This is a genomic window from Pseudomonadota bacterium, assembly GCA_039024915.1.
Lineage (GTDB): Bacteria > Pseudomonadota > Alphaproteobacteria > Rhizobiales > MH13 > MH13.
Genome location: JBCCPK010000002.1, coordinates 135,774 through 154,778, shown reverse-complemented (window position 1 = coordinate 154,778; position 19,005 = coordinate 135,774). Strand labels below are relative to the sequence as shown.

Below are 19,005 nucleotides of genomic sequence, written 5' to 3'. Positions count from 1 at the left end.
AGTTGCATCGGTAGCTTTCACTGTTGGTCTGTTCGGGGCTCGATGGGTGCTGGAAACGAGGCCGACTCTGTCTATGTGCAGTGCACATTCGATGGTGCGCTGCACAATAATTTATGCATTAGAAGTCCCTAAAAATATATATATTTCAATTACTTATATTCAAAAATACGTATGATTATGCCCTTGGTTTATTACCCACAAGTCTAGGGGGTAGTCCGTATGTACACGCTTCAAGAATCTCAACCCTTCCGATAGCTTCCGGCAGGCTTTGGATCCCTGCCGACCGGTGGGGCTGTCTTCGCATCGTTGCGCGAGGGCGCTGGCAAATCACTTTTCGTGTTGCGATCCGAGAGCTGAAAAGTGTTTTTTGGGAGGACGCAACTTGTCTGACAATTCTGACGATCAGGGCTACTGGAAGGCGAATGTTCGCCTGATCTGGCTCTGTCTGATTATTTGGGCGCTGTGCTCGTTTGGCTTTGCCATCCTGCTGCGCCCACTGGTTTCCGGTATCGCCGTCGGCGGCACCGATCTTGGTTTCTGGTTCGCCCAGCAGGGCTCCATCCTCGTGTTCCTGGTTCTGATCTTCTTTTATGCTATCCGCATGAACGCGATCGACCGTGAGCACGGCGTGGACGAAGAATAGTCCGGGGAGCTCTGGTATGGATCAAACAACTCTCAACTTTATCGTGGTGGGCGCATCGTTCGCGCTCTACTTCGGTATCGCCATCTGGGCGAAGGCCGCATCCACCAGCGAGTTTTATGCTGCTGGCCGGGGTGTGAACCCTGTCGTCAACGGGATGGCAACGGCCGCTGACTGGATGTCTGCCGCTTCATTCATCTCGATGGCGGGTCTGATTGCCTTCGTTGGCTACAACAACTCTTTGTTCCTGATGGGATGGACCGGCGGCTACGTGCTGATGGCCATGCTGCTTGCACCTTATCTGCGCAAGTTCGGCAAGTTCACGGTGCCTGAGTTCGTTGGTGACCGCTACTATTCCAACGCCGCGCGCGTTGTGGCTGTCATCTGTCTCATCGTGATCTCGGTGACGTACGTTATCGGTCAGATGCGTGGTGCGGGCATTGCCTTCTCGCGTTTCCTTGAGATCGATATCACCGCTGGCCTGTTCACTGCGGGTTTCGTGGTCTTCGTGTACGCCGTTCTTGGCGGCATGAAGGGCATCACCTACACGCAGGTGGCGCAGTACGTGGTGCTTATCACGGCCTATACCGTTCCGGCGATCTTCATCTCGTTGAACCTGACCGGTAACCCGATTCCGGGTCTTGGTCTGTTCTCAACGATCACCGAAGGTAATCAGGGCGCTGGGCAACATCTGTTGATTACGCTCGATGGGCTACTCACCGATCTTGGGTTCAGGGAATACACCGCGACGACCAATCCATGGCTCATGGCGCTGTACACCTTGTCGCTGATGATCGGTACGGCGGGTCTGCCGCACGTGATTATCCGCTTCTTCACCGTCCCAAAGGTTGCCGACGCACGTTGGTCAGCTGGCTGGGCACTGGTGTTCATCGCTCTTTTGTACCTCACCGCCCCGGCTGTGGGTGCGATGGCGCGCCTCAACATCACCACCACCATGTGGCCGGCAGGTATTGAGGGTGAAGCGGTTGCGGTCGACGAGCTGCCCGATTGGTTCGAAACCTGGCAGGTCACAGGCCTTCTGGGCGTCGAAGACAAAAACGGTGACGGTCGGATTCAGTACTACAACGACTCCAACCCCGACCTGCAGGCGCTCGCAACCGAGCGAGGCTGGGAAGGCAACGAGCTGGTCACCTTCAACCGTGACATTCTCGTGCTTGCCAACCCGGAAATCGCACAGTTGCCAGGCTGGGTGATCGCGTTGATCGCCGCTGGTGGTATCGCAGCCGCGCTATCTACGGCTGCCGGTCTGCTGCTCGCCATCTCGTCGGCCATCTCGCACGATCTGATCAAATCGGTGTTCAACCCGAACATTTCAGAGAAGGGCGAACTGTTGGCCGCTCGTATATCGATGGCGGTGGCGATCTGTGTGGCTGTCTATCTGGGTCTCAACCCTCCGGGCTTTGCAGCCCAGGTTGTGGCGCTGGCGTTCGGTCTGGCAGCGGCAACGCTGTTCCCGACGCTGATGATGGGCATCTTCTCCAAGCGGATGAATTCGCAAGGGGCGATTGCGGGGATGCTTGCAGGTCTGATTTCGACCTGTGCCTACCTGTTCCTCTACCTCGGGATATTCTTCCTGCCCGGTACGAACATGCTGGACTCCTCGCAGTACCTGTTCGGTATTCCGCCCACCCACTTCGGCCCGATCGGTGCATTGTTCAACTTTGGTGCCGCTTATCTGGTCTCCAACGCCACAGCGGCGCCTCCGAAAGAGATCCAGGATCTCGTGGAATCGGTGCGTATTCCGCGTGGCGCTGGAATGGCTGTCGATCACTAAGACCGCCGCAATTCAAAAACGGAACGGGCCCCTTGTGGGCCCGTTTTTTTTGGTGAGGGCGTCACGTTTTTTGCCTCTGCCAGCCGCACGATACGGGTTTGCCCCCCTTGGTCTTGGGCTGCGTCAAGGTCATGGTGCAGCCGCATTCGCGCTGCCCGAACCGCACGGTTGGCGCTTCCCCCCAACACCTTGTCTGTTTTCGGAGAGCCTTGATGGAAGCAGCCCGCCAGAGCGCAGCCCAGTTTGTCCGCCAGCATCACCCGTTCGACAGTTTGTCCGAGAAAGCGGCAGCCGATCTGCTCGCGAACCTTGATGTCGAGGCCTACGCCGACGGGGCGATGGTCTATGGCTACGGCCAGGACGTCGACGGCTTGCGGATCGTCGCGCGTGGGCAAGTTGAGTTGTTGTCCGCTGATGGCGACCTGATCTCTCAGGTGCATGTTGGCGACAGCTTTGGATCGCGCGCCCTGTTCAATGACGGCGTTGCCAACCAGGCTGCGCGAGCGAAGGCAGACGATGGAGATACCGATACGGTCGTCTACCGCCTTCCAATGAAAACGTTTGAGTTGCTTGTTGAAACCGAGTCCGCGTTCAACTCCTTCTTCAAACGTTTCACGCCCAGCGATGCTACAAATAAAGCCTCGGACGCCAGCCTGGTCGGGGTACCGCTCGCCGAACTCATGACCAGAAACCCGATCTCGGTCAGCAGCGACATGGCGGTTCGGGACGCCGCTGCCATTATGTCGGACAAGCATATTTCGTGCGTGCTGGTTGTCGATGATGGCGCATTGGTCGGCCTGTTGACGACGGGCGACATAACCGGCCGCATCGTGGCGACCGGTGGTGATGCAGACGCACCCGTCGCATCGATCATGACGGCGGACCCGCTCTCTTTCGACGCGAGTGCTTCGGGTTTCGATGCCATGCTCGCCATGAGCTCAAAAGGCATTGGCCACCTTCCGATCGTGGAGGATGGCAAGCCTGTCGGGATCATCACCCGGACCAATTTGGTGAGGCGGCAGCAGGTGTCCGCGATTTACATGATCGGCGACATTCGCCGAAAATCACACCCTGAAGACCTGGCGCACATCATTGATCAGGTGCCCGCCCTGTTGGCGCAACTGGTCGGTTCAGGCGTCAGGCCACATGAGGTTGGGCATGTCATCACCTCGATTACAGACGCGCTGACCGTCCGCTTGCTGGACCTTGCGGAAGATAAGCTGGGCCCGCCACCTGTTCCCTATCTTTGGCTCGCCTGCGGCAGCCAAGGACGGCGCGAGCAAACCGGTATCTCCGATCAGGATAATTGTCTGGTTCTCGATGATGCGTTCAATCCGGCTACCGATGACGCGTATTTCAAGCAACTCGCACAGTTCGTTTCGGACGGGCTTGATGTGGCCGGCTATTTTTATTGCCCTGGCGACATGATGGCCACGAACGATCAATGGCGCCAACCGGTGTCAGTCTGGAGGAGCTACTTCGAAAAGTGGGTGAAAAAGCCCGACCCCATGGCGCAAATGCTCGCGTCGGTCATGTTCGATCTCCGCCCGATCGCCGGGCAATTTTCCCTGTTCGATGGCCTGCAGAAGCGGACACTTGATCTGGCAAAATCCAATTCGATTTTCCGCGCACACATGGCGGCCAATTCGTTAAAGCATACGCCGCCGTTGAGCCTTTTTCGGGGCTTCGCGCTCATTCGATCGGGCGAACACAAGGACACGTTAGACCTGAAACTCAATGGCGTTGTCCCGATTGTCGATTTGGCGCGCATGTACGCGCTTGAAGGCGCAATCGAAGCGGTAAATACGCGCGAAAGGCTCATGGCGGCCCAGAAGGCTGGAACGGTTTCGGACAGTGGCGGCAGCGACCTTATTGCTGCGCTCGACCTGATCTCTTCGATGCGACTTCGCCACCAGGCGAGGCAGATCAATGAGGGCCGAAAGCCTGATAACTTCCTTGCTCCGTCCCGTTTGTCGGCGTTCGAGCGCAATCACCTCAAGGACGCGTTCAACGTCATTAAGAACTTGCAGTCGGCTCTGGGGCATGGGCGGAGCGCAGGCTAGCTAGCATTGGGCAAGATGCTGGCCCGGCGTTGCCTTTTGGGCGGCTAGCGCACGGTTCATCGCCGCGCTAAGACAGCGGCCCGTCAGGGCCTTGTTAAAGAGAGATGGTATGTTTCTAGGATACATCGGAGCAATCGCAGGCGGCATCGGCCTTGCCGCCTTGCTGCTGGCGATATCCAAGCTCTTTCGTCTCAACGTGCCGCGGTGGACATTTCCTGCGGCGGCTGGTGTCGGCATGATCGCTCTGACCATCCATGTCGAGTACGCATGGTACGGTGAGACCACGTCAAAGCTTCCCCCAGAGGTGGAGGTTGTCCAGACCTTTACAACGCAGGCTCCTTACCAGCCGTGGACGTATTTCAGACCTCGGATCAACCGGCTGGTCGCCGTCGACCACAGTTCGGCGCTGACCAACCCTGAAATTGAAAATGTGGTTCTTGTGGTCGTCTATCTTGCAGAGCGTTTGAGCGGCACGCTTCTCGCAGAGATGTTCATCAATTGCGAGACCGGAGAACGTACCCGCACAGGCGAGGATTTTGGCCTTGATGCACGCGGGATGCCACCCAGTGATGCTTGGATGAACCCGGGTGAGGACAGCCCGGTTGTCAACGCTGTGTGTGGCCGCCTTGGGCTTCCCGCTGCGGATGAGCAAGCGGCCCCCACGGCGCAGGGGTAGAGTGCACCCGGTCAGTCCAGCTTAGGCGGATGGCTAAGAGCAAAATTGTCTGCAGATTGGCTAGAATCAAAGCGCCGATCCGGGATCGGTAAGACCATAGGGACGTTGACCGCAAAAGCGCCGCCACACGGTAAGGCGTCGGTCACGCTGCGTCGGCCTTTGGCCACGCAATGCCGGGAGATGTCACAATGGCCAATGCAGGTGGCTCACGACCGTCTGGAGCGCTTCGTTTCGTACTGCCCACACTGGTGTTGTGCGCAGCCACGCTCAGTTTGCTTGTTGTCATCATGGTGGCCGGCTCGCCAGGCGGGCTTGCCGGCGCTCTGTTGCCGGTCGCTGGGCTGGTGTGTGCAGCCGCGATCATCGCCGCTTTTGCGATGAGGGCGAAAATCGAGCACGGCTTGCTGGCGCCGATCCAACGGGTTGAGCAGGCCATTCGCTCGGTGCCGGACGCGGGGCCCGTAGCCCTTGCGGGAGTGCAACAACCTGGGCAGCTGCAAACGCTGGTTCGTGAAGCGTCAGCACTCCTTGAAAAGGGTTGGCAGGCTCCCGAGGCCGACGAGCGGGGATCGCGCGAAACGCATGCGAAAACGCGGCTGGAGACGGTTTTGCGAGACCTGCATGACGGTGTCCTGATCTGCACGCTTGATCACCAGGTTTTGCTGTACAATCGGCGTGCGATCCAGCTGCTGAAGATCCCCGAAGGCGTTGGTCTTGATCGACCGCTGTTTGAAGTACTGGCTCCGCGAACGTTTCGGCACGCCCTGACCCGTTTGAAGGGTCGGTTGCGGCATGGCCGGCACGCGGAGCACGAGGACGGTCTATCCGTTTTGATGATGGCCGGGACGGTGGATGGGCGAACGATCATCAAGGGGCGTATGTCGCTCATGCTTGATGATGCCGGAACGGATCCCGTTGGCTACGTGGTGACCTTTGATGAGGTTACCAATTCGCTTTCACAGGCGCTTTGGCGCGAGCGCTCGCTTTTCGATCTACACGACGATCTTAAACGGCGTTTCGAGGCGCTGACCGGCCACAACGACGCCGACGTCATGGCGGCCGAAATCCGCGACATGGCAGAGGAGCTTGATCGCCTCGACACCCTCCTGCTCGATGTTTTGGGCAGTGCGTGGCCGATGAGTGCTGTTTTTTCGCACACGCTGTTCGAGTGCGTTCAGGAACGCAATTCCGAGGAACGGGGTCTGACGTTCGATGTTGAAGGCGATCCCGTCTGGCTTCACTGTGACAGCGCCGCGATCTCCGATTTACTGGATCGGCTCGGTAATCGCCTCTCGGTGCATTGCGGTCTCGATTACTTCCGACTGATCGCAACCATTGCACAAGATGGCGAGGGCTATATCGACCTGATGTTTGCCGCCCCGCCGATCGAGCAAGACTTGCTCGCGGAATGGTTGGATGAACCGCTTGAGCCGGACCTTGGTGCAGTGACCGGGCAAGATATCCTGCACCGGCATCGCACGGATGTTTCAGTGGCTGCGATCAATGATCGTGTGTCGCGTTTGCGTATGCCGTTGCGGTTGGCTGCGGAGCGCTATGAACGCACCGAACGTTCCTACATGCCGGCGCAGGCGCGCGCAGAGTTCTATGACTTTGACCTTCTCAATCGCCCGCATGCGGCCGAACTTGATCAGACGCCGCTGACTGCGTTGACGTGTGTGGTGTTCGACCTTGAAACAACCGGTCTTGAGCCGTCAAAAGGCGATGAAATCATCTCGGTTGGCGCGGCCCGCATCGTGAACGGCCGTCTCCTGCGTGGGGAGATTTTCAATGAGTTCGTTAATCCAGGCCGTTCGATCCCAGCCGCTTCGACGAAGATTCACGGCATAACCGATGCGATGGTTGCGGACGCGCCGTCGCCTGTGGAGACGCTGCCGAGGTTTCACCGATATGTGGGTAGGGCTGCTTTGATCGCTCATAATGCGGCGTTCGATATGAAGTTCCTTTCAATGAAGGAACAGGCCTTGGGCAAACGTTTTGAGCAGCCCGTTCTGGACACATTGCTTCTCGCCGCCCACGCGCTTGGACGCGACGGGTCGCTATCGCTGGACGGGCTTTCTGAGCGCTTCGGTATCACCTTGTCCGATGAGGACCGGCACACCGCCCTTGGCGATGCGCTTGCCACCGGTGAGGTGTTCCTGAAGCTTTTACCGATCCTGGAGACCAAAGGCGTCCGAACACTTGGCGACGCACTGGCCGCCTCGAACCGCCAGGTCGGATTGAGGCGGATGCAAGAGCAGTTTTAATCGCCGCTCTCGCTTCTTTAATCGCTACTCTCGCTTTGCGGTGATCTCTGGCGCGTGCCCGGAAGGTCTCAGGCTTCGACGATATCGTCGTTCTCACCCGGCTGGGCAAGGGTGGGGTTTGCCCCATTCAAGCCGATGAAGAAGAGCGCCGTGATGAAGATCGGCGTCGCGAAGACGGCGAAGAACGTTGCAGCCATCGGCCCGAAAACGATGACCGCAATGATGAGTGCGATGACGGCGTTGACGAGGAACATGGAAAGTGTGGTGGCGTCGGTCCAGCGCCCGCGGAAAAAGCTCTTCTTGGGTGCTTCATCGACTGGGGCGGGGTCGGCTGACGGCTCAATGCCCAACCGCTCGTCGCGTTTGGCAGCTGCTTTGCGCAGCAAACTTACAAGCATTGCAGGGATAAAAAGCGCGAAGCTGGCAATCAGGGCGATTGGCGCGACAACGAGTTTGCCGATGCCCGTTTGTTCAGCGCCGGTCGTAATTGTTGGCCAGGCGAAAAGCAGAGCGAAAAGCACCAAACCAACCAACGTTACCCAGATCGCCCCGGCGACGCCACCAACGGCGTAGCCGATCCCGCCGAAACCGACGACGTTGATCAACAGGACGATCAAACCGCCAAGGGTTGATCCGCCTTTTTTGGGCTTCGTGCTTTTGGTGCTCATGGTTCCCGTTCCCTATCCAAATTGGGTTCTGCGTGTTCTGGGTGATCGTCTGTGTACAGGATGCGCTCGGCCGCGCCTTGAAGATCATCAAACTGGCCGTTTTTTAACGCCCAAAAAAAGCCAATCAGCCCGACGGCGGACAAAAGGAGTGCGAACGGGATGAGGAACAGGAGGACGTCCATTACCGCTGCCCCGCCGGGATCGGCCTTGAAAGGTTGATAGCTGCCTGTGGATTTGCACGCGTTGCAATCGCCTGGAAGGGGTTGAGACCGTCAAGACGCAACGCATTGCCCGTTACAATCAGCGAGCTGAGCGCCATGGCTATCGCCGCGATCCATGGTGTGACGAGGCCCGCCACAGCCACGGGTATCAAAATGAGGTTATAGGCGATCGCGAACGCTATATTTTGCCCAACGATCCGTTGTGTCCTGGCGGCGATCGAGAGCATCGTCGGTAAGACCCCCAATGACGCTCCTTGAAAGACCAGGTCCGCCGCGCGTCTGGAAATATCCGCTGCCATGGCTGGCGCGAGGGATGCGTCTGCTGCAGCGAGGGCAGGGGTGTCGTTGAGACCGTCGCCAACCATAAGGACCTTGTAGCCTTGGGTTTGCAGCGCTTCGATGCGGGTGATCTTGTCCGCTGGCGTGCTTTGCGCCTGCCAGTGCTCGATGCCAAGCTGATCTGCAATGGCTTCCACGAATGGCCCGCGATCGCCCGATACGATTTCAACATAGATATTGTGGGCCTGAAGGTCCTTTACGGTTTCCAGCGCGTCGGGTCGCAGCACCGGGGCAAAAGCGAAGCGCACCGGTTCATGATCGGGCCGCGTTAGCCAGACCTCCGTTTCGAGGCCGCTTTGACTGGTGGACGTGGCAGACGGCTCAAGTGCGTCAGCGTCGAGGCCACACCAACGTGCAGACCCCAGCCGTGCCTCGCCGCCTTCGACGGGCATCGCTAAACCCTCTCCTGGATGCTCTTCGACCTGTTTAGCGCGCCGAGCGTCGGGCATCAGCGACCCGATAGCCTGCGACAAGGGATGCCGGCTTGCCGCTGCCATGGATGAAGCCAGCCGAACCGCTGTGTCGTCATTTGGGCGTTGGACCAGCTCCGGCTGAAGCGTGGTCAACGTTCCGGTTTTATCGAAGATCACTGCATTGATGTTGGCGAGGCGTTCTAACGCCGTATCGGATTTGACGAGAACGCCGAGGCGGCTGAGTTTGCCTGCGGCGACGACCTGCGTGATGGGAACAGCCAGGCCAAGTGCACATGGGCAGGTGATAATAAGAACGCAAACGGCGATCATGAGAGCTTCGGGAACATCAAGGCCGCCGAGTAGCCACCAGCCCAGGAACGCGGCCAGCGCGAGCGTGTGAACTGTGGGCGAGTACCATTCGATAACTTTATCCGCAAACGCGCGGTAGCGCCCCTTCTTCTGCTCGGCGGCTTCCAGAAGCCTGACGATTTCTGCAAGAACTGTCGCTTCGCCAACGCTCTTGACCTTTGCGACAAGCGGGCCTGTAAGGTTCATCGTCCCAGCGAGGACAGGGGCGCCAACCGCAAGGTCCTTGGGCGTGGTTTCGCCGTCGATCAGCGCCGTGTCGACGCTTGACTGTCCTTCGGTGATTTCACCATCGACGCCAATTCGCTCGCCAGCAGCGATATGCACCAGATCGCCCCGCGCAAGCTTTTCGGGCGGAACCGACCGCAGCGTTCCGTCGGCTTCGATCCGATTAACCGGCTGCCCGGCGAGCATGGCAAGGTCGTGGACCGCAGACCGTGCCGTTCCGCGTACCTTGTGGTCGAGATAACGGCCAACCAGGAGCAGGAACAGCAGCATCAAGACCCCATCGAAATAGACATGCGGGCCGCTGGTCATTGTCTCGTAGATGCTCATCGCGGTGGTCAGTACGACGCCGACGGAAATTGGCACATCCATGTTCGTCTGACGTTTGGACATGGCCCGCCATGCGGAGCTGAAAAAGGGCTGGCCGGAATAGTAGATGCATGGAACGGCAATAAGCGCAGCGATCCAATGAAAGAAATCGCGGGTTCCCTGACCCATCGTCGCGAAGTGTCCGGCCCAGACCGCCCATGCAAGCATCATAACGTTCGCCGCGCCAAAGAAGGCGACGGCAAGCGCCATCACCAACCTTTTCTCGACTGACTTATCCTTCTCCAGCAGAGCTTCGGTGCGATAGACACTCGCCGGATACCCAAGGCCCGAAAGCCGCTGAACGTAGGCGTTTGCGAGATCCGCGCTCCCTTGCCAGTTTAGCGCAAGGCGGCGTGTTGAGAGGTTCACCCGCGCCGATAGAACGTTCGGCTCAGCAGCCAGCGCTTCCTCCACCTTACGGACACACCCGCCGCAGGTGACGTCGCTGACCAGCAAATGAAGCTGCCAGCTGCCGTCGGGCTGCATTTCACAGGAGCCTGCCACATCGGCGCCAGCCGCCGGAGCGGGGCGCTCGATAGTATGTCTCATTTGGCCAGTATCGGTGACAGCCATACTCGGTTCGCGGTCTCACTCCACGCCTTGCGTGATCAGGAAAATTTCCGTCGTTTCGAAGTGCCGCTGTCCATCGATATCTGCGAGAATGCTGACCATCCATCGACCTGAGATTGGGAAGTTGGCCTCGGCTTCGTAAACGCCATTGCCGGCATCGTGCAGGTTGAGGCGAACCTGCTGCGCGTACCGCGTCATGCGCTCGGCCATCATCACCACGGCTCCGCCTGAAAGGGGCTCACCGTTGCGATCGTGCAAGGTGACGGCTGCCGTTTGGTTCGGCCCAGAAAGTTCCGGTAATGCGAGGTCCATGGTCCAGCCCCGCTCGGCTTGAAGGCGCTCGGCCTCCAGCAGGTCGTCATAGGCAAGACCGCGCTCATAGGCGTTCGTTGTTACAAGGCCAGTGAACGTGCCGACTGCGAGGCGTACGAAATTGCCCAGGACCGCAAAGATGGCGATGAAGAACAGAACGAACAGCCAAGGTACCCATCGGTGCTCGCCGAACAATCGAAAGCCTACGCCGCGGGAGCGACGCGCAGTTGGCTGTACCGCGTCTTGCATGCTCATGGTCGGTTCTCCGGTCCCCAGAAATAGGTGCTTGCTTCGGTCATCACTTCGCCAGTCTGGGCATTCGATAAGCGGATCATGATTGGCTCTTGTCCGCTTGGTCGATCCTGCGCTGGGACGGTGATCAGAACGCGCAGTGCGGCGGCGGTAAAACTGGTGAAGTCGATCGTCGGTGTTTCCGCTTCGGCGAGGGTCGACCCTGCATGTGAGATGGTGATGATGGGATTGTTGACGCCCTCAACCGTGAACAGGACAGAAGGGACGTCATCGCCGCGGTCGGACAGCCGAATGTTGTAGATGTTGCGGATTGACCCGTCAGAAAGCGTCACGAAGGGCGGGTTACGCTCTGGTGTCACGGCAACATCGAAGCCCGTGCGGGTCACGATGGTGAACACCATCGCCGCAGCGACAAGCGAAAGCATGACACCGTAGCCGTAGAAGCGAACCTTGGTGGTTTTGCGCTGCTTGCCGCCCGCATTTTGCAAGGGTGCCGTGAGATGGGCCTCATCATGGGTTTGCGCCAGACTGGCAAAATTGATCAGACCGGTGGGCCGCTGCAGCTTTGTCATGATGCTATCGCAGGCGTCCGCGCAAAGCCCACAACCGATACAGCCAAGCTGCAAACCGTTTCGGATGTCGACGCCGGTCGGGCAGACGTTCACGCACAGAGAGCAATCAACGCAGTCGCCAACCTCGCCGCCAGCAGCTTTCTTTTTAGCTTTGCCCCGCGGCTCCCCACGCCAGGCGTGATAGGTGACGATCTTCGTATCGGGATCGAGCATGGCCGACTGAAACCGTGGCCATGGACACATATAAAGGCACACCTTTTCGCGAGCGTGCCCGGCCAGAAGGTAGGTCAGCGCGGTGAAGACCAGCACCATGACACAGACTGTCGTGGACGCAGACAGCGTCGTCACCCCGATAAAGGTGTGTGCGGTTCCGGCAAAGTAGCCGATCAGCGTGAGCCCGGTGACGTAAGCGATCAGAAACCAAACAAAGTGCTTTGCGATTTTACGCGCGATGTTGTCAGGGGTGTTGCCTTCCTTAGCGCGCTTGATTTGCTCGTTCCGGTCGCCTTCGAATAGACGCTCCACCATCTGGAATGCGTCGGTCCACAAGGTCTGTGGGCACGAGAAGCCGCACCAGACGCGGCCAACGATCGTGTTGGTGAAGAACAGCGCAAACGACGAGAAAAGCAGGACCAGCGTGAGCAAGAACAAGTCTTGTGGCCAGAAGGTCAGCGGGCCAGCGTAGAACTTGCCCTCGCTGAAGGACATCAAGAAGGCCTGGTTCGGTGTTGCACCCGCCCGATCCCACGGCAGCCATGCTAGGCCATAGAACCCGATGAACATCGCAAGCAGCACAGCCGATTTGATCGTCCGAAACCGGCCGCTGACCGACTTCTGGAAGACTTTCTTTACACCGGGAAACTCATCTGCCTGGTAGCCGACGACCGACATTTAGGGCGCTCACTCTCGCTGCGAAACGCGGGGATTATTCAATCAACCGCTAATATGAACGAGAGGCGATGGGGTTGTTATTCGGACTAGAGCGTACCCCGACGTCCGCACCGCAAATTCAGCGCCTCTCTGCTGCACCGCCCGCCGGTTACTGCGCGCTGGCGGTTTCTTCATCGCCGCCTTCGCCGCCACCAAGCGAATGCACATAAATCGCCAGCATCTTGATGGTCGCCTCGTCGAGGCGTTCACCAAAAGCTGGCATAACACCCATCCTGGGATAGGCGATTTGGGCGATGATCTCGTCTCGCGCACCGCCGTAAAGCCACACCGCATCCGACAGGTTCGGCGCACCGAGATCATGGTTCCCCAGACCGGCAGCACCGTGGCAGGCGGTGCAGTTGAGGTCATAATTTTCCCAGCCTGGCATCTGCGATACGCCACCATGGTCAGGGCTGGCGGGATTAAGCGCGAGAACGACATCGGCCAGATCGGCGATTTCCTCGTCGCTCATCCAATCGCCGTACGCTGGCATCAAGTTGAAGCGCGCATCGAGGGTCTCGTTACGAATGCCGTGGTTGATGGAATACCAAATCTCTTCGAGTTGCCCGCCCCACAGCCAGTCATCGTCAATCAGCGAAGGAAACTGTCCAACCTGGCCGCCGCCGCCGGCACCATGACATTGGATGCAGTTCACGGCGAAAGCCGAGCGACCGCCATTGAAGGCCAGAACCGACAGTTCCGGGTGCGCCGCAATTTCAGCAAGTTCCAAGTCGGCCAGGACGGCTCCCTCCGCTTCACGCTCCGCTCGAACTTCCGCAAGCTGCGCTTCCAGACTGAGCCGCGCAGTGAAACCGGTCGCGCCCGCAGTCGTTTTGTTGCCCAACGGTATCGACGGCAGAAGGACGGCGTAGACAACCGCAAAGGCGATCGATGCGATCCAGACCAACATCCACCATGTTGGCACCGGCGTGCGCAATTCACGAATGCCGTTCCATTGGTGACCTGTGGTGTACTGCCCGGTAATGGGGTCTTTTTCGATTTTACCCATCGTCTTTTTGCCTTGAGGAGGAGGGGGAACTGGATGGTGGTTCGGGTGCGTCCTCACCGCGAAACGGAATGTTGGCGTGGTCTTCCATCTGCTTTTTGTTGGAGGGGCTGTAGACCCTGATCAGCAGCAGCACGATGGCTAGAAGGCCGACAACGACAAACGCAGCCTCCGCGTAACCGATGAGCGCTTCGGCGCTCAACGACCGATCTCCTGACCTTGCAACATCGTTTCTGGGTCGAAGCTGGTGAAGTCCACCATCGTCCCGAGAACCTGGAGATAGGCGATCAGCGCGTCCATCTCGGTGATTGTCTCATCGGGACCTGTGAACGGGCCGAGCGGCGCCCCCGGATAGCGTTCGCGCAGGGCCGATGAATCGCCAAGATCGGGCAAGGCTTGCGCGAGGATGTCGTCGTCCATCGCGGCAATGCCTTCGTCGGTATAGGGCACACCAACGAAGCGCAGGGTCTCCATGTGTTGGTCAAAATCACCGTAGTCGAGCGGGCGCTCAAGGAACGCGTACGCCGGCATGATCGACTCCGGAAGCACCGACTGGGGGTCGCGCAAATGTGCCGCGTGCCATTCGTTGGAGTATTTGCCGCCAACCCGTGCCAGATCCGGACCGGTGCGCTTGGAACCCCACAGGAACGGGAACTCATAGACCCCTTCGGCTGCTAGCGAGTAATGGCCGTACCGGTCCACTTCATCGCGGAACGGGCGCACCTGCTGCGAGTGGCAATTGTAGCAACCTTCTCGCATGTAGATGTTGCGGCCCAACTGCTCGAGCGGTGTGAAAGCGCGCACGCCTGTCACCGGTTCGATCGTTGATTCCACCTTGAACAGCGGAATGATCTGCACCATGCCGCCCACGCCCAGCGACAAGAGAATGAGAAGCAGCATAAGCGGCGTGCTTTTTTCGATGATGGAGTGGTTCAGCATGGCCCTTACTCCGCCGGTGCCAGGTCGCCGGTGTCGGGACCTGAGGTGAGTGGTTTCGGCGTACGTGCGATGATCGGCCCGGTGATGGTGCGGATGATGTTGTAAGCCATCACCACGACCCCAGCGACGAACAGCACGCCGCCCAGCAACCGCGTCACATAATAGGGGTGAAGCATCGCGACCGTGTCGGAGAACGAGTACAGAAGGAAGCCGTTCTCATCATAGGTCCGCCACATCAGACCTTGGGTGATACCGGACACCCACATCGCCGTAATGTACAAAAGGATACCGATCGAGGCGAGCCAGAAGTGGACCTCAATCAAGGCAACCGAATGCATGTTGCGACGCCACAGGCGCGGCACGAGATAGTAGACGGCGCCAAAGGCGATGAACGCAACCCAGCCCAGCGCGCCTGAGTGCACATGGCCAACTGTCCAGTCCGTGTAGTGAGACAGGGCATTGACCTCCTTGATGGACATCAGCGGACCTTCGAAGGTCGACATGCCGTAGAAGGCAACTGAGACAACAAGGAAGCGCATGATGGGGTCGGTGCGCAGCTTATGCCATGCGCCAGACAAGGTCATAATGCCGTTCACCATGCCGCCCCAGGACGGCATCCAAAGCATGACGGAAAACACAACGCCAAGCGTCTGCGCCCAGTCGGGCAGCGAGGTGTAGTGCAGGTGGTGCGGCCCGGCCCAGATGTACAGAAAGATCAGTGCCCAGAAGTGAACGATGGACAGGCGATACGAGTAGATCGGACGCTCGGCCTGTTTGGGCACGAAGTAGTACATCAGCCCGATGAAGCCCGCGGTCAGGAAGAAGCCGACCATGTTGTGGCCGTACCACCACTGGATCATCGCCGACTGGACGCCGGAATAGATCGAGTAGCTGTGCGGCGAAAACAGCGAGACGGGAATGGAGATGTTGTTGACGGTGTGCAGCATCGCCACCGCTAGGATGAACGCGAGGAAGAACCAGTTTGCCACGTATATGTGCGGCTCTTTGCGGCGCACGAGAGTACCAACAAAAATAACGAGATAGAGTACCCACCACACGGTGATAAGGATGTCGAAGTACCACTCCGGCTCGGCATACTCTTTGGATTGTGTGAAGCCCAAAAGGTACGAGATGCCAGCCGCTAGCAACACGACCTGGAACAACCAAAACATCGTAACGTGCAGCCACTGCGGGCCGAAAAGGCGTGTCTGGCAGGTGCGTTGAACGATGTAAAAGGACGATGCGAAAAGCGCATTGCCGCCAAAGCCAAGGATCACACCGGATGTGTGCAGAGGCCGCAAGCGTCCGAAGTTGATCCACTCGTGGAAGTTCAGCCATGGAAACGCAAGTTGAGCGGCGATGAAGACGCCTGCGAGCATGCCGGCCAGGGCCCAAAAAATCGTGCCGAGAGTAAACAGACGAATCGCGTCGTCCGCGTAGGTGAGCGGTGCACTGTCCGCAGATTGCCCTTGAACGGCGGTGGTAGCGGCGGTAGCTGCCATAATTGAACCCCGACATGTAGTCCCGACACGGTCGCTTAACGGTGGCTGATCCTGAGTAGCTGGACGCCCCGACGCGTCGTCTACCGTTCAAATCATCACCGGACAGGCGCCGCGTTGCGCAATGTCAAACCTAGCCAACATCACCAGCGTGTGGTGAGTTCGGTTCACCGCGCACGTACATCTACCCATCGCCGAAGGTTGCGTGCGTATTTGATCTAGATCGATAAGGCGTGCTGTGTTTGCGTATAAATTGCGCAGTAGGCCTTGAAACTGCCCGGCTGATTTGCCGCTGTCGGTATGAACGGTCATCGGGGACCGGTTGACAGGCTCGTTGGTACAGGTCGCCGAACGCGCGATGTTTTCGGGTATTCGGTGGCGGCCAAAGGGCGCAGGTCTTCGATGCAAGGGAGATAAAAACGATGGCGAACGAATCGGGAGCAATCGGTGATCTTGATGAGGTAATCGGCGCTGAAGCTGATGCTGAAGGATTTATTCCGAAGGGCTATGTGCCGCCGACTGAGGTGAATCAGATTACGCTCGATACCGTTTTCGAAGCGGTCCACGCTGGCATTGCCGACTTTAAGAAAGCGGCGTTCGTTTCCACCTTTTTCGGTTTTGCCTATTTTGCGGCGGGCTTGCTTTTGATCATCATCGCCTTGGTCACCGAGGTGTACGTGCTGATCTTTCCGATGGCGGCTGGGTTCTTGCTGATTGGCCCCATTGCCGCGATTGGCCTTTATGAGATCTCACGACGCATCGAGACTGGTGAGCGGGTCGAATATGATGTTCTGTGGGCGTTCAAACGTCACGGTGTAACGCACGTCTTTCTTTACGGCTTTGTTCTGGCCTTCATGCTTGTTGTCTGGCTGGTCGTCGCGCGGGTCATCTATGCGCTGAATTTCGGCTACAGCCCTCTGTATTTTGCGCAGATGGACATTTCTTCCTTGATGGAAGAGCTGTTCACCACGCGCGGTCTCGTGTTCCTGTTTGTTGGCAATGCCTTTGGAGCGGTGCTCGCTGGAACGGTTTTTTCGATCTCAGTGGTCGGGGTGCCTTACCTGCATGATAAGCCCGTAGACTTTATGACAGCCATCATGACGTCGGTGCATGCGGTCTCCAAGAACCCGCTGCCGATGCTACTATGGGGCCTGATCGTGGCGGTTGTCACCGGCCTGTCGGTGCTCTTGTTCCTCTTCCCGCTGATCATCACCCTGCCGATCATTGGCCACGCCACTTGGCACCTCTATCGCAAGACCGTCGTGGCGCGCGACTAGCGCTAAGCAAGGAGCGTTTAACCCTCGGCCCTGCGCGTTGTGCGGGGCCGAGTCTCTTTTTGCTCAGTTGCTGCAGATCGGCAGGTCGGCAAGTTCGCCGGACTGCAGTTCTCGTAAGTCGTAACCGTCAAGCGTGCGGACAAATCGCTCTGTCTCACTGGTCTTCAGGTAGACGTCTACCAACAATGGGCCATCGGGCAGGTCACCTTTTGCACAGACATCTGTGACGGCAACCGCCAGTGCAAGGCTACCGGTCCGTTCGGCTGCCTTCGCCTCTAGCATCTTACGCCGGATGTCCTCGAGTGACAGCTGATCGGCGGGTGCCAAGCTAAAGGTGTAGCTTTGGCGGCCCGGCGCAACCGTGGGCTGCGCCATTGCTGACGCTCGATCACTGTCGTTTCGGACGAGTACGAAGGATCGGCTTTCTACCACTTCTTCTTCAAGAGTCAGGGTCACATTGAAGCGGGTTCCCTCAGCGCGCGGTACTAGTTGCTGGGGCAGTTCCACGCGTGCGTTCAATTGCTGGAATGCCGTTGTTTCAAAGTCGATTGTGGACAGGGCCGGAACGGAGCGTAGGGGCACATGACCGCACCCCGCTAGCGCGAAACACATCCACGAAACCAACAGCGCACCATGGCGCTTGTTAGTCCAAAACGTGGGTCGTTTCGGGCGAGGTTTGGCCAAGAACCTGGGCAAGGGTGCGTGATACGTTGATGGTGTGGTGGGGTGAATTGACATGGAAGATACCTAAAACTAGACACGATAAAATTAAACTAATATATTAATTTATAAATGCAAAGAGAATTTGGAGAAGTCCCGTGCCCCTTAGCTCTCGCCAACCGAAACGTCCCACAATCCCCGTTCGGCGTGCGCGATGGATCGCGGGTGTGCCCCTCGTAGCTGCCGCGCTGCTTCTGCTCGGAATTGCGATGATGTGGCTGATCCCGGATGTCCGGTTCGGCGCGTTAAGCGCAGCCCTCGGCGACAGCGCTCCCGCGCCTGGTCAAGCGGTTTACACCTGGCGAAGCGCCATCGTTCCGCTTGCTCTTCTCAGCCTGCCAGCACTCGTTTTCGCTTGGACAATGTGGATGCTGAACCGGCTCTTCAGCCGTATGGCAAAGGGTATTGTTCTTGATGCGCACAATGCACGACTGGTGTCGCAGTCGGGGTTGGGGTTTGCCGCATTCGGTGTGCTTGCTGTGATCGGAAATACCCTGGCCGTGCTTGTTCTAACGGCGAGCAATGCGCCTGGGGAACGTGTCCTTTCAATCAGTTTTTCCGCTGCTAGCCTTGGGGCGCTGGCGGCCGGTTTTGCGTTTTGGGGACTGGGTGCGGTTCTGGCCGAAGCGGCTCGCGTTGCCGAAGAGCACGCGGGAATTCTGTGATGCCAATTGTGATGGAACTGGACGTGATGCTTGCGCGGCGAAAGGTCCGCTCAAAGGCGCTTGCTGAAGCGATTGAACTCACGGAGCAGCAAGTTTCTCTCCTCAAGTCCGGCAAGGTGAAGGGGGTCCGCTTCGAGACACTGGAGAAGATCTGCGACTACCTTGACTGCCAGCCAGGAGATTTGATTCGTTACGAAAGACCGGACGATTCTGAACGCTGAGGT

General features: G+C 58.3%; 18 protein-coding genes. 8 read left to right on the top strand and 10 right to left on the bottom strand.

Annotated features, from left to right (window positions below; all coding sequences use genetic code 11):
- Positions 1–382: 382 nt before the first annotated feature.
- From AAF739_04040 to AAF739_04020, 5 genes are all read left to right on the top strand, one after another.
- Positions 383–643 carry a DUF4212 domain-containing protein gene (locus AAF739_04040; protein MEM6381821.1) on the top strand — a complete coding sequence of 87 codons (261 nt, stop codon included), beginning with the start codon at positions 383–385 and terminating at the stop codon, positions 641–643.
- 16 nt (positions 644–659) lie between these two features.
- A complete protein-coding gene (locus AAF739_04035) occupies positions 660–2,435 on the top strand; it encodes a sodium:solute symporter family protein (protein MEM6381820.1) in 1,776 nt (591 codons plus the stop codon).
- A 212-nt stretch (positions 2,436–2,647) separates the two neighbouring features.
- Positions 2,648–4,498 carry a DUF294 nucleotidyltransferase-like domain-containing protein gene (locus tag AAF739_04030; protein MEM6381819.1) on the top strand — a complete coding sequence of 617 codons (1,851 nt, stop codon included), beginning with the start codon at positions 2,648–2,650 and terminating at the stop codon, positions 4,496–4,498.
- 109 nt (positions 4,499–4,607) lie between these two features.
- A complete protein-coding gene (locus AAF739_04025) occupies positions 4,608–5,174 on the top strand; it encodes a hypothetical protein (GenBank protein ID MEM6381818.1) in 567 nt (188 codons plus the stop codon).
- A gap of 188 nt (positions 5,175–5,362) precedes the next feature.
- Complete coding sequence (locus AAF739_04020) at positions 5,363–7,438, top strand: exonuclease domain-containing protein (GenBank protein ID MEM6381817.1); 2,076 nt, start codon at positions 5,363–5,365, stop codon at positions 7,436–7,438.
- Positions 7,439–7,506: 68 nt separating this feature from the next.
- Here AAF739_04020 and AAF739_04015 read toward each other — a convergent pair whose 3' ends face one another.
- The 9 genes from AAF739_04015 to ccoN form a co-directional block, all read right to left on the bottom strand.
- Positions 7,507–8,106, bottom strand: a complete 600-nt coding sequence (locus AAF739_04015) for a hypothetical protein (protein ID MEM6381816.1) — start codon at positions 8,104–8,106, stop codon at positions 7,507–7,509.
- A complete protein-coding gene (gene ccoS, locus AAF739_04010; GenBank protein ID MEM6381815.1) occupies positions 8,103–8,288 on the bottom strand; it encodes a cbb3-type cytochrome oxidase assembly protein CcoS in 186 nt (61 codons plus the stop codon). The genes AAF739_04015 and ccoS overlap by 4 nt, the downstream gene beginning before the upstream one ends.
- Positions 8,288–10,588, bottom strand: coding sequence for a heavy metal translocating P-type ATPase (locus tag AAF739_04005; protein ID MEM6381814.1), 2,301 nt, complete (start codon positions 10,586–10,588; stop codon positions 8,288–8,290). Before AAF739_04005 ends, ccoS begins: the two co-directional genes overlap by 1 nt.
- Before the next feature lie 39 nt (positions 10,589–10,627).
- Positions 10,628–11,176, bottom strand: a complete 549-nt coding sequence (locus AAF739_04000; GenBank protein MEM6381813.1) for a FixH family protein — start codon at positions 11,174–11,176, stop codon at positions 10,628–10,630.
- The gene (gene ccoG / locus AAF739_03995) at positions 11,173–12,636 is read right to left on the bottom strand and encodes a cytochrome c oxidase accessory protein CcoG (protein ID MEM6381812.1); all 1,464 of its coding nucleotides are present in this window, start codon (positions 12,634–12,636) and stop codon (positions 11,173–11,175) included. The genes AAF739_04000 and ccoG overlap by 4 nt, the downstream gene beginning before the upstream one ends.
- Positions 12,637–12,784: 148 nt before the next feature.
- The gene (ccoP, locus tag AAF739_03990; protein ID MEM6381811.1) at positions 12,785–13,684 is read right to left on the bottom strand and encodes a cytochrome-c oxidase, cbb3-type subunit III; all 900 of its coding nucleotides are present in this window, start codon (positions 13,682–13,684) and stop codon (positions 12,785–12,787) included.
- Positions 13,677–13,883, bottom strand: a complete 207-nt coding sequence (locus AAF739_03985; protein ID MEM6381810.1) for a cbb3-type cytochrome c oxidase subunit 3 — start codon at positions 13,881–13,883, stop codon at positions 13,677–13,679. Before AAF739_03985 ends, ccoP begins: the two co-directional genes overlap by 8 nt.
- Entirely contained in the window at positions 13,880–14,620 is a 741-nt protein-coding gene (gene ccoO / locus AAF739_03980) for a cytochrome-c oxidase, cbb3-type subunit II (protein ID MEM6381809.1), read from the bottom strand. The genes AAF739_03985 and ccoO overlap by 4 nt, the downstream gene beginning before the upstream one ends.
- 5 nt (positions 14,621–14,625) lie before the next feature.
- Positions 14,626–16,122, bottom strand: coding sequence for a cytochrome-c oxidase, cbb3-type subunit I (gene ccoN / locus AAF739_03975; GenBank protein ID MEM6381808.1), 1,497 nt, complete (start codon positions 16,120–16,122; stop codon positions 14,626–14,628).
- 419 nt (positions 16,123–16,541) lie between these two features.
- Between ccoN and AAF739_03970 the strand changes: the two genes are divergently transcribed.
- On the top strand, positions 16,542–17,396 hold the full coding sequence (locus AAF739_03970) for a DUF2189 domain-containing protein (protein MEM6381807.1): 855 nt from the start codon (positions 16,542–16,544) through the stop codon (positions 17,394–17,396).
- 63 nt (positions 17,397–17,459) lie between these two features.
- On the opposite strand, the gene AAF739_03965 is transcribed toward AAF739_03970, so the two are convergent.
- A complete protein-coding gene (locus tag AAF739_03965) occupies positions 17,460–17,978 on the bottom strand; it encodes a hypothetical protein (GenBank protein ID MEM6381806.1) in 519 nt (172 codons plus the stop codon).
- A 305-nt stretch (positions 17,979–18,283) separates the two neighbouring features.
- On the opposite strand from AAF739_03965, the gene AAF739_03960 reads away from it, so the two are divergent.
- The gene (locus AAF739_03960) at positions 18,284–18,781 is read left to right on the top strand and encodes a hypothetical protein (protein ID MEM6381805.1); all 498 of its coding nucleotides are present in this window, start codon (positions 18,284–18,286) and stop codon (positions 18,779–18,781) included.
- On the top strand, positions 18,781–19,002 hold the full coding sequence (locus AAF739_03955) for a helix-turn-helix transcriptional regulator (protein ID MEM6381804.1): 222 nt from the start codon (positions 18,781–18,783) through the stop codon (positions 19,000–19,002). The genes AAF739_03960 and AAF739_03955 overlap by 1 nt, the downstream gene beginning before the upstream one ends.
- Positions 19,003–19,005 lie beyond the last annotated feature (3 nt).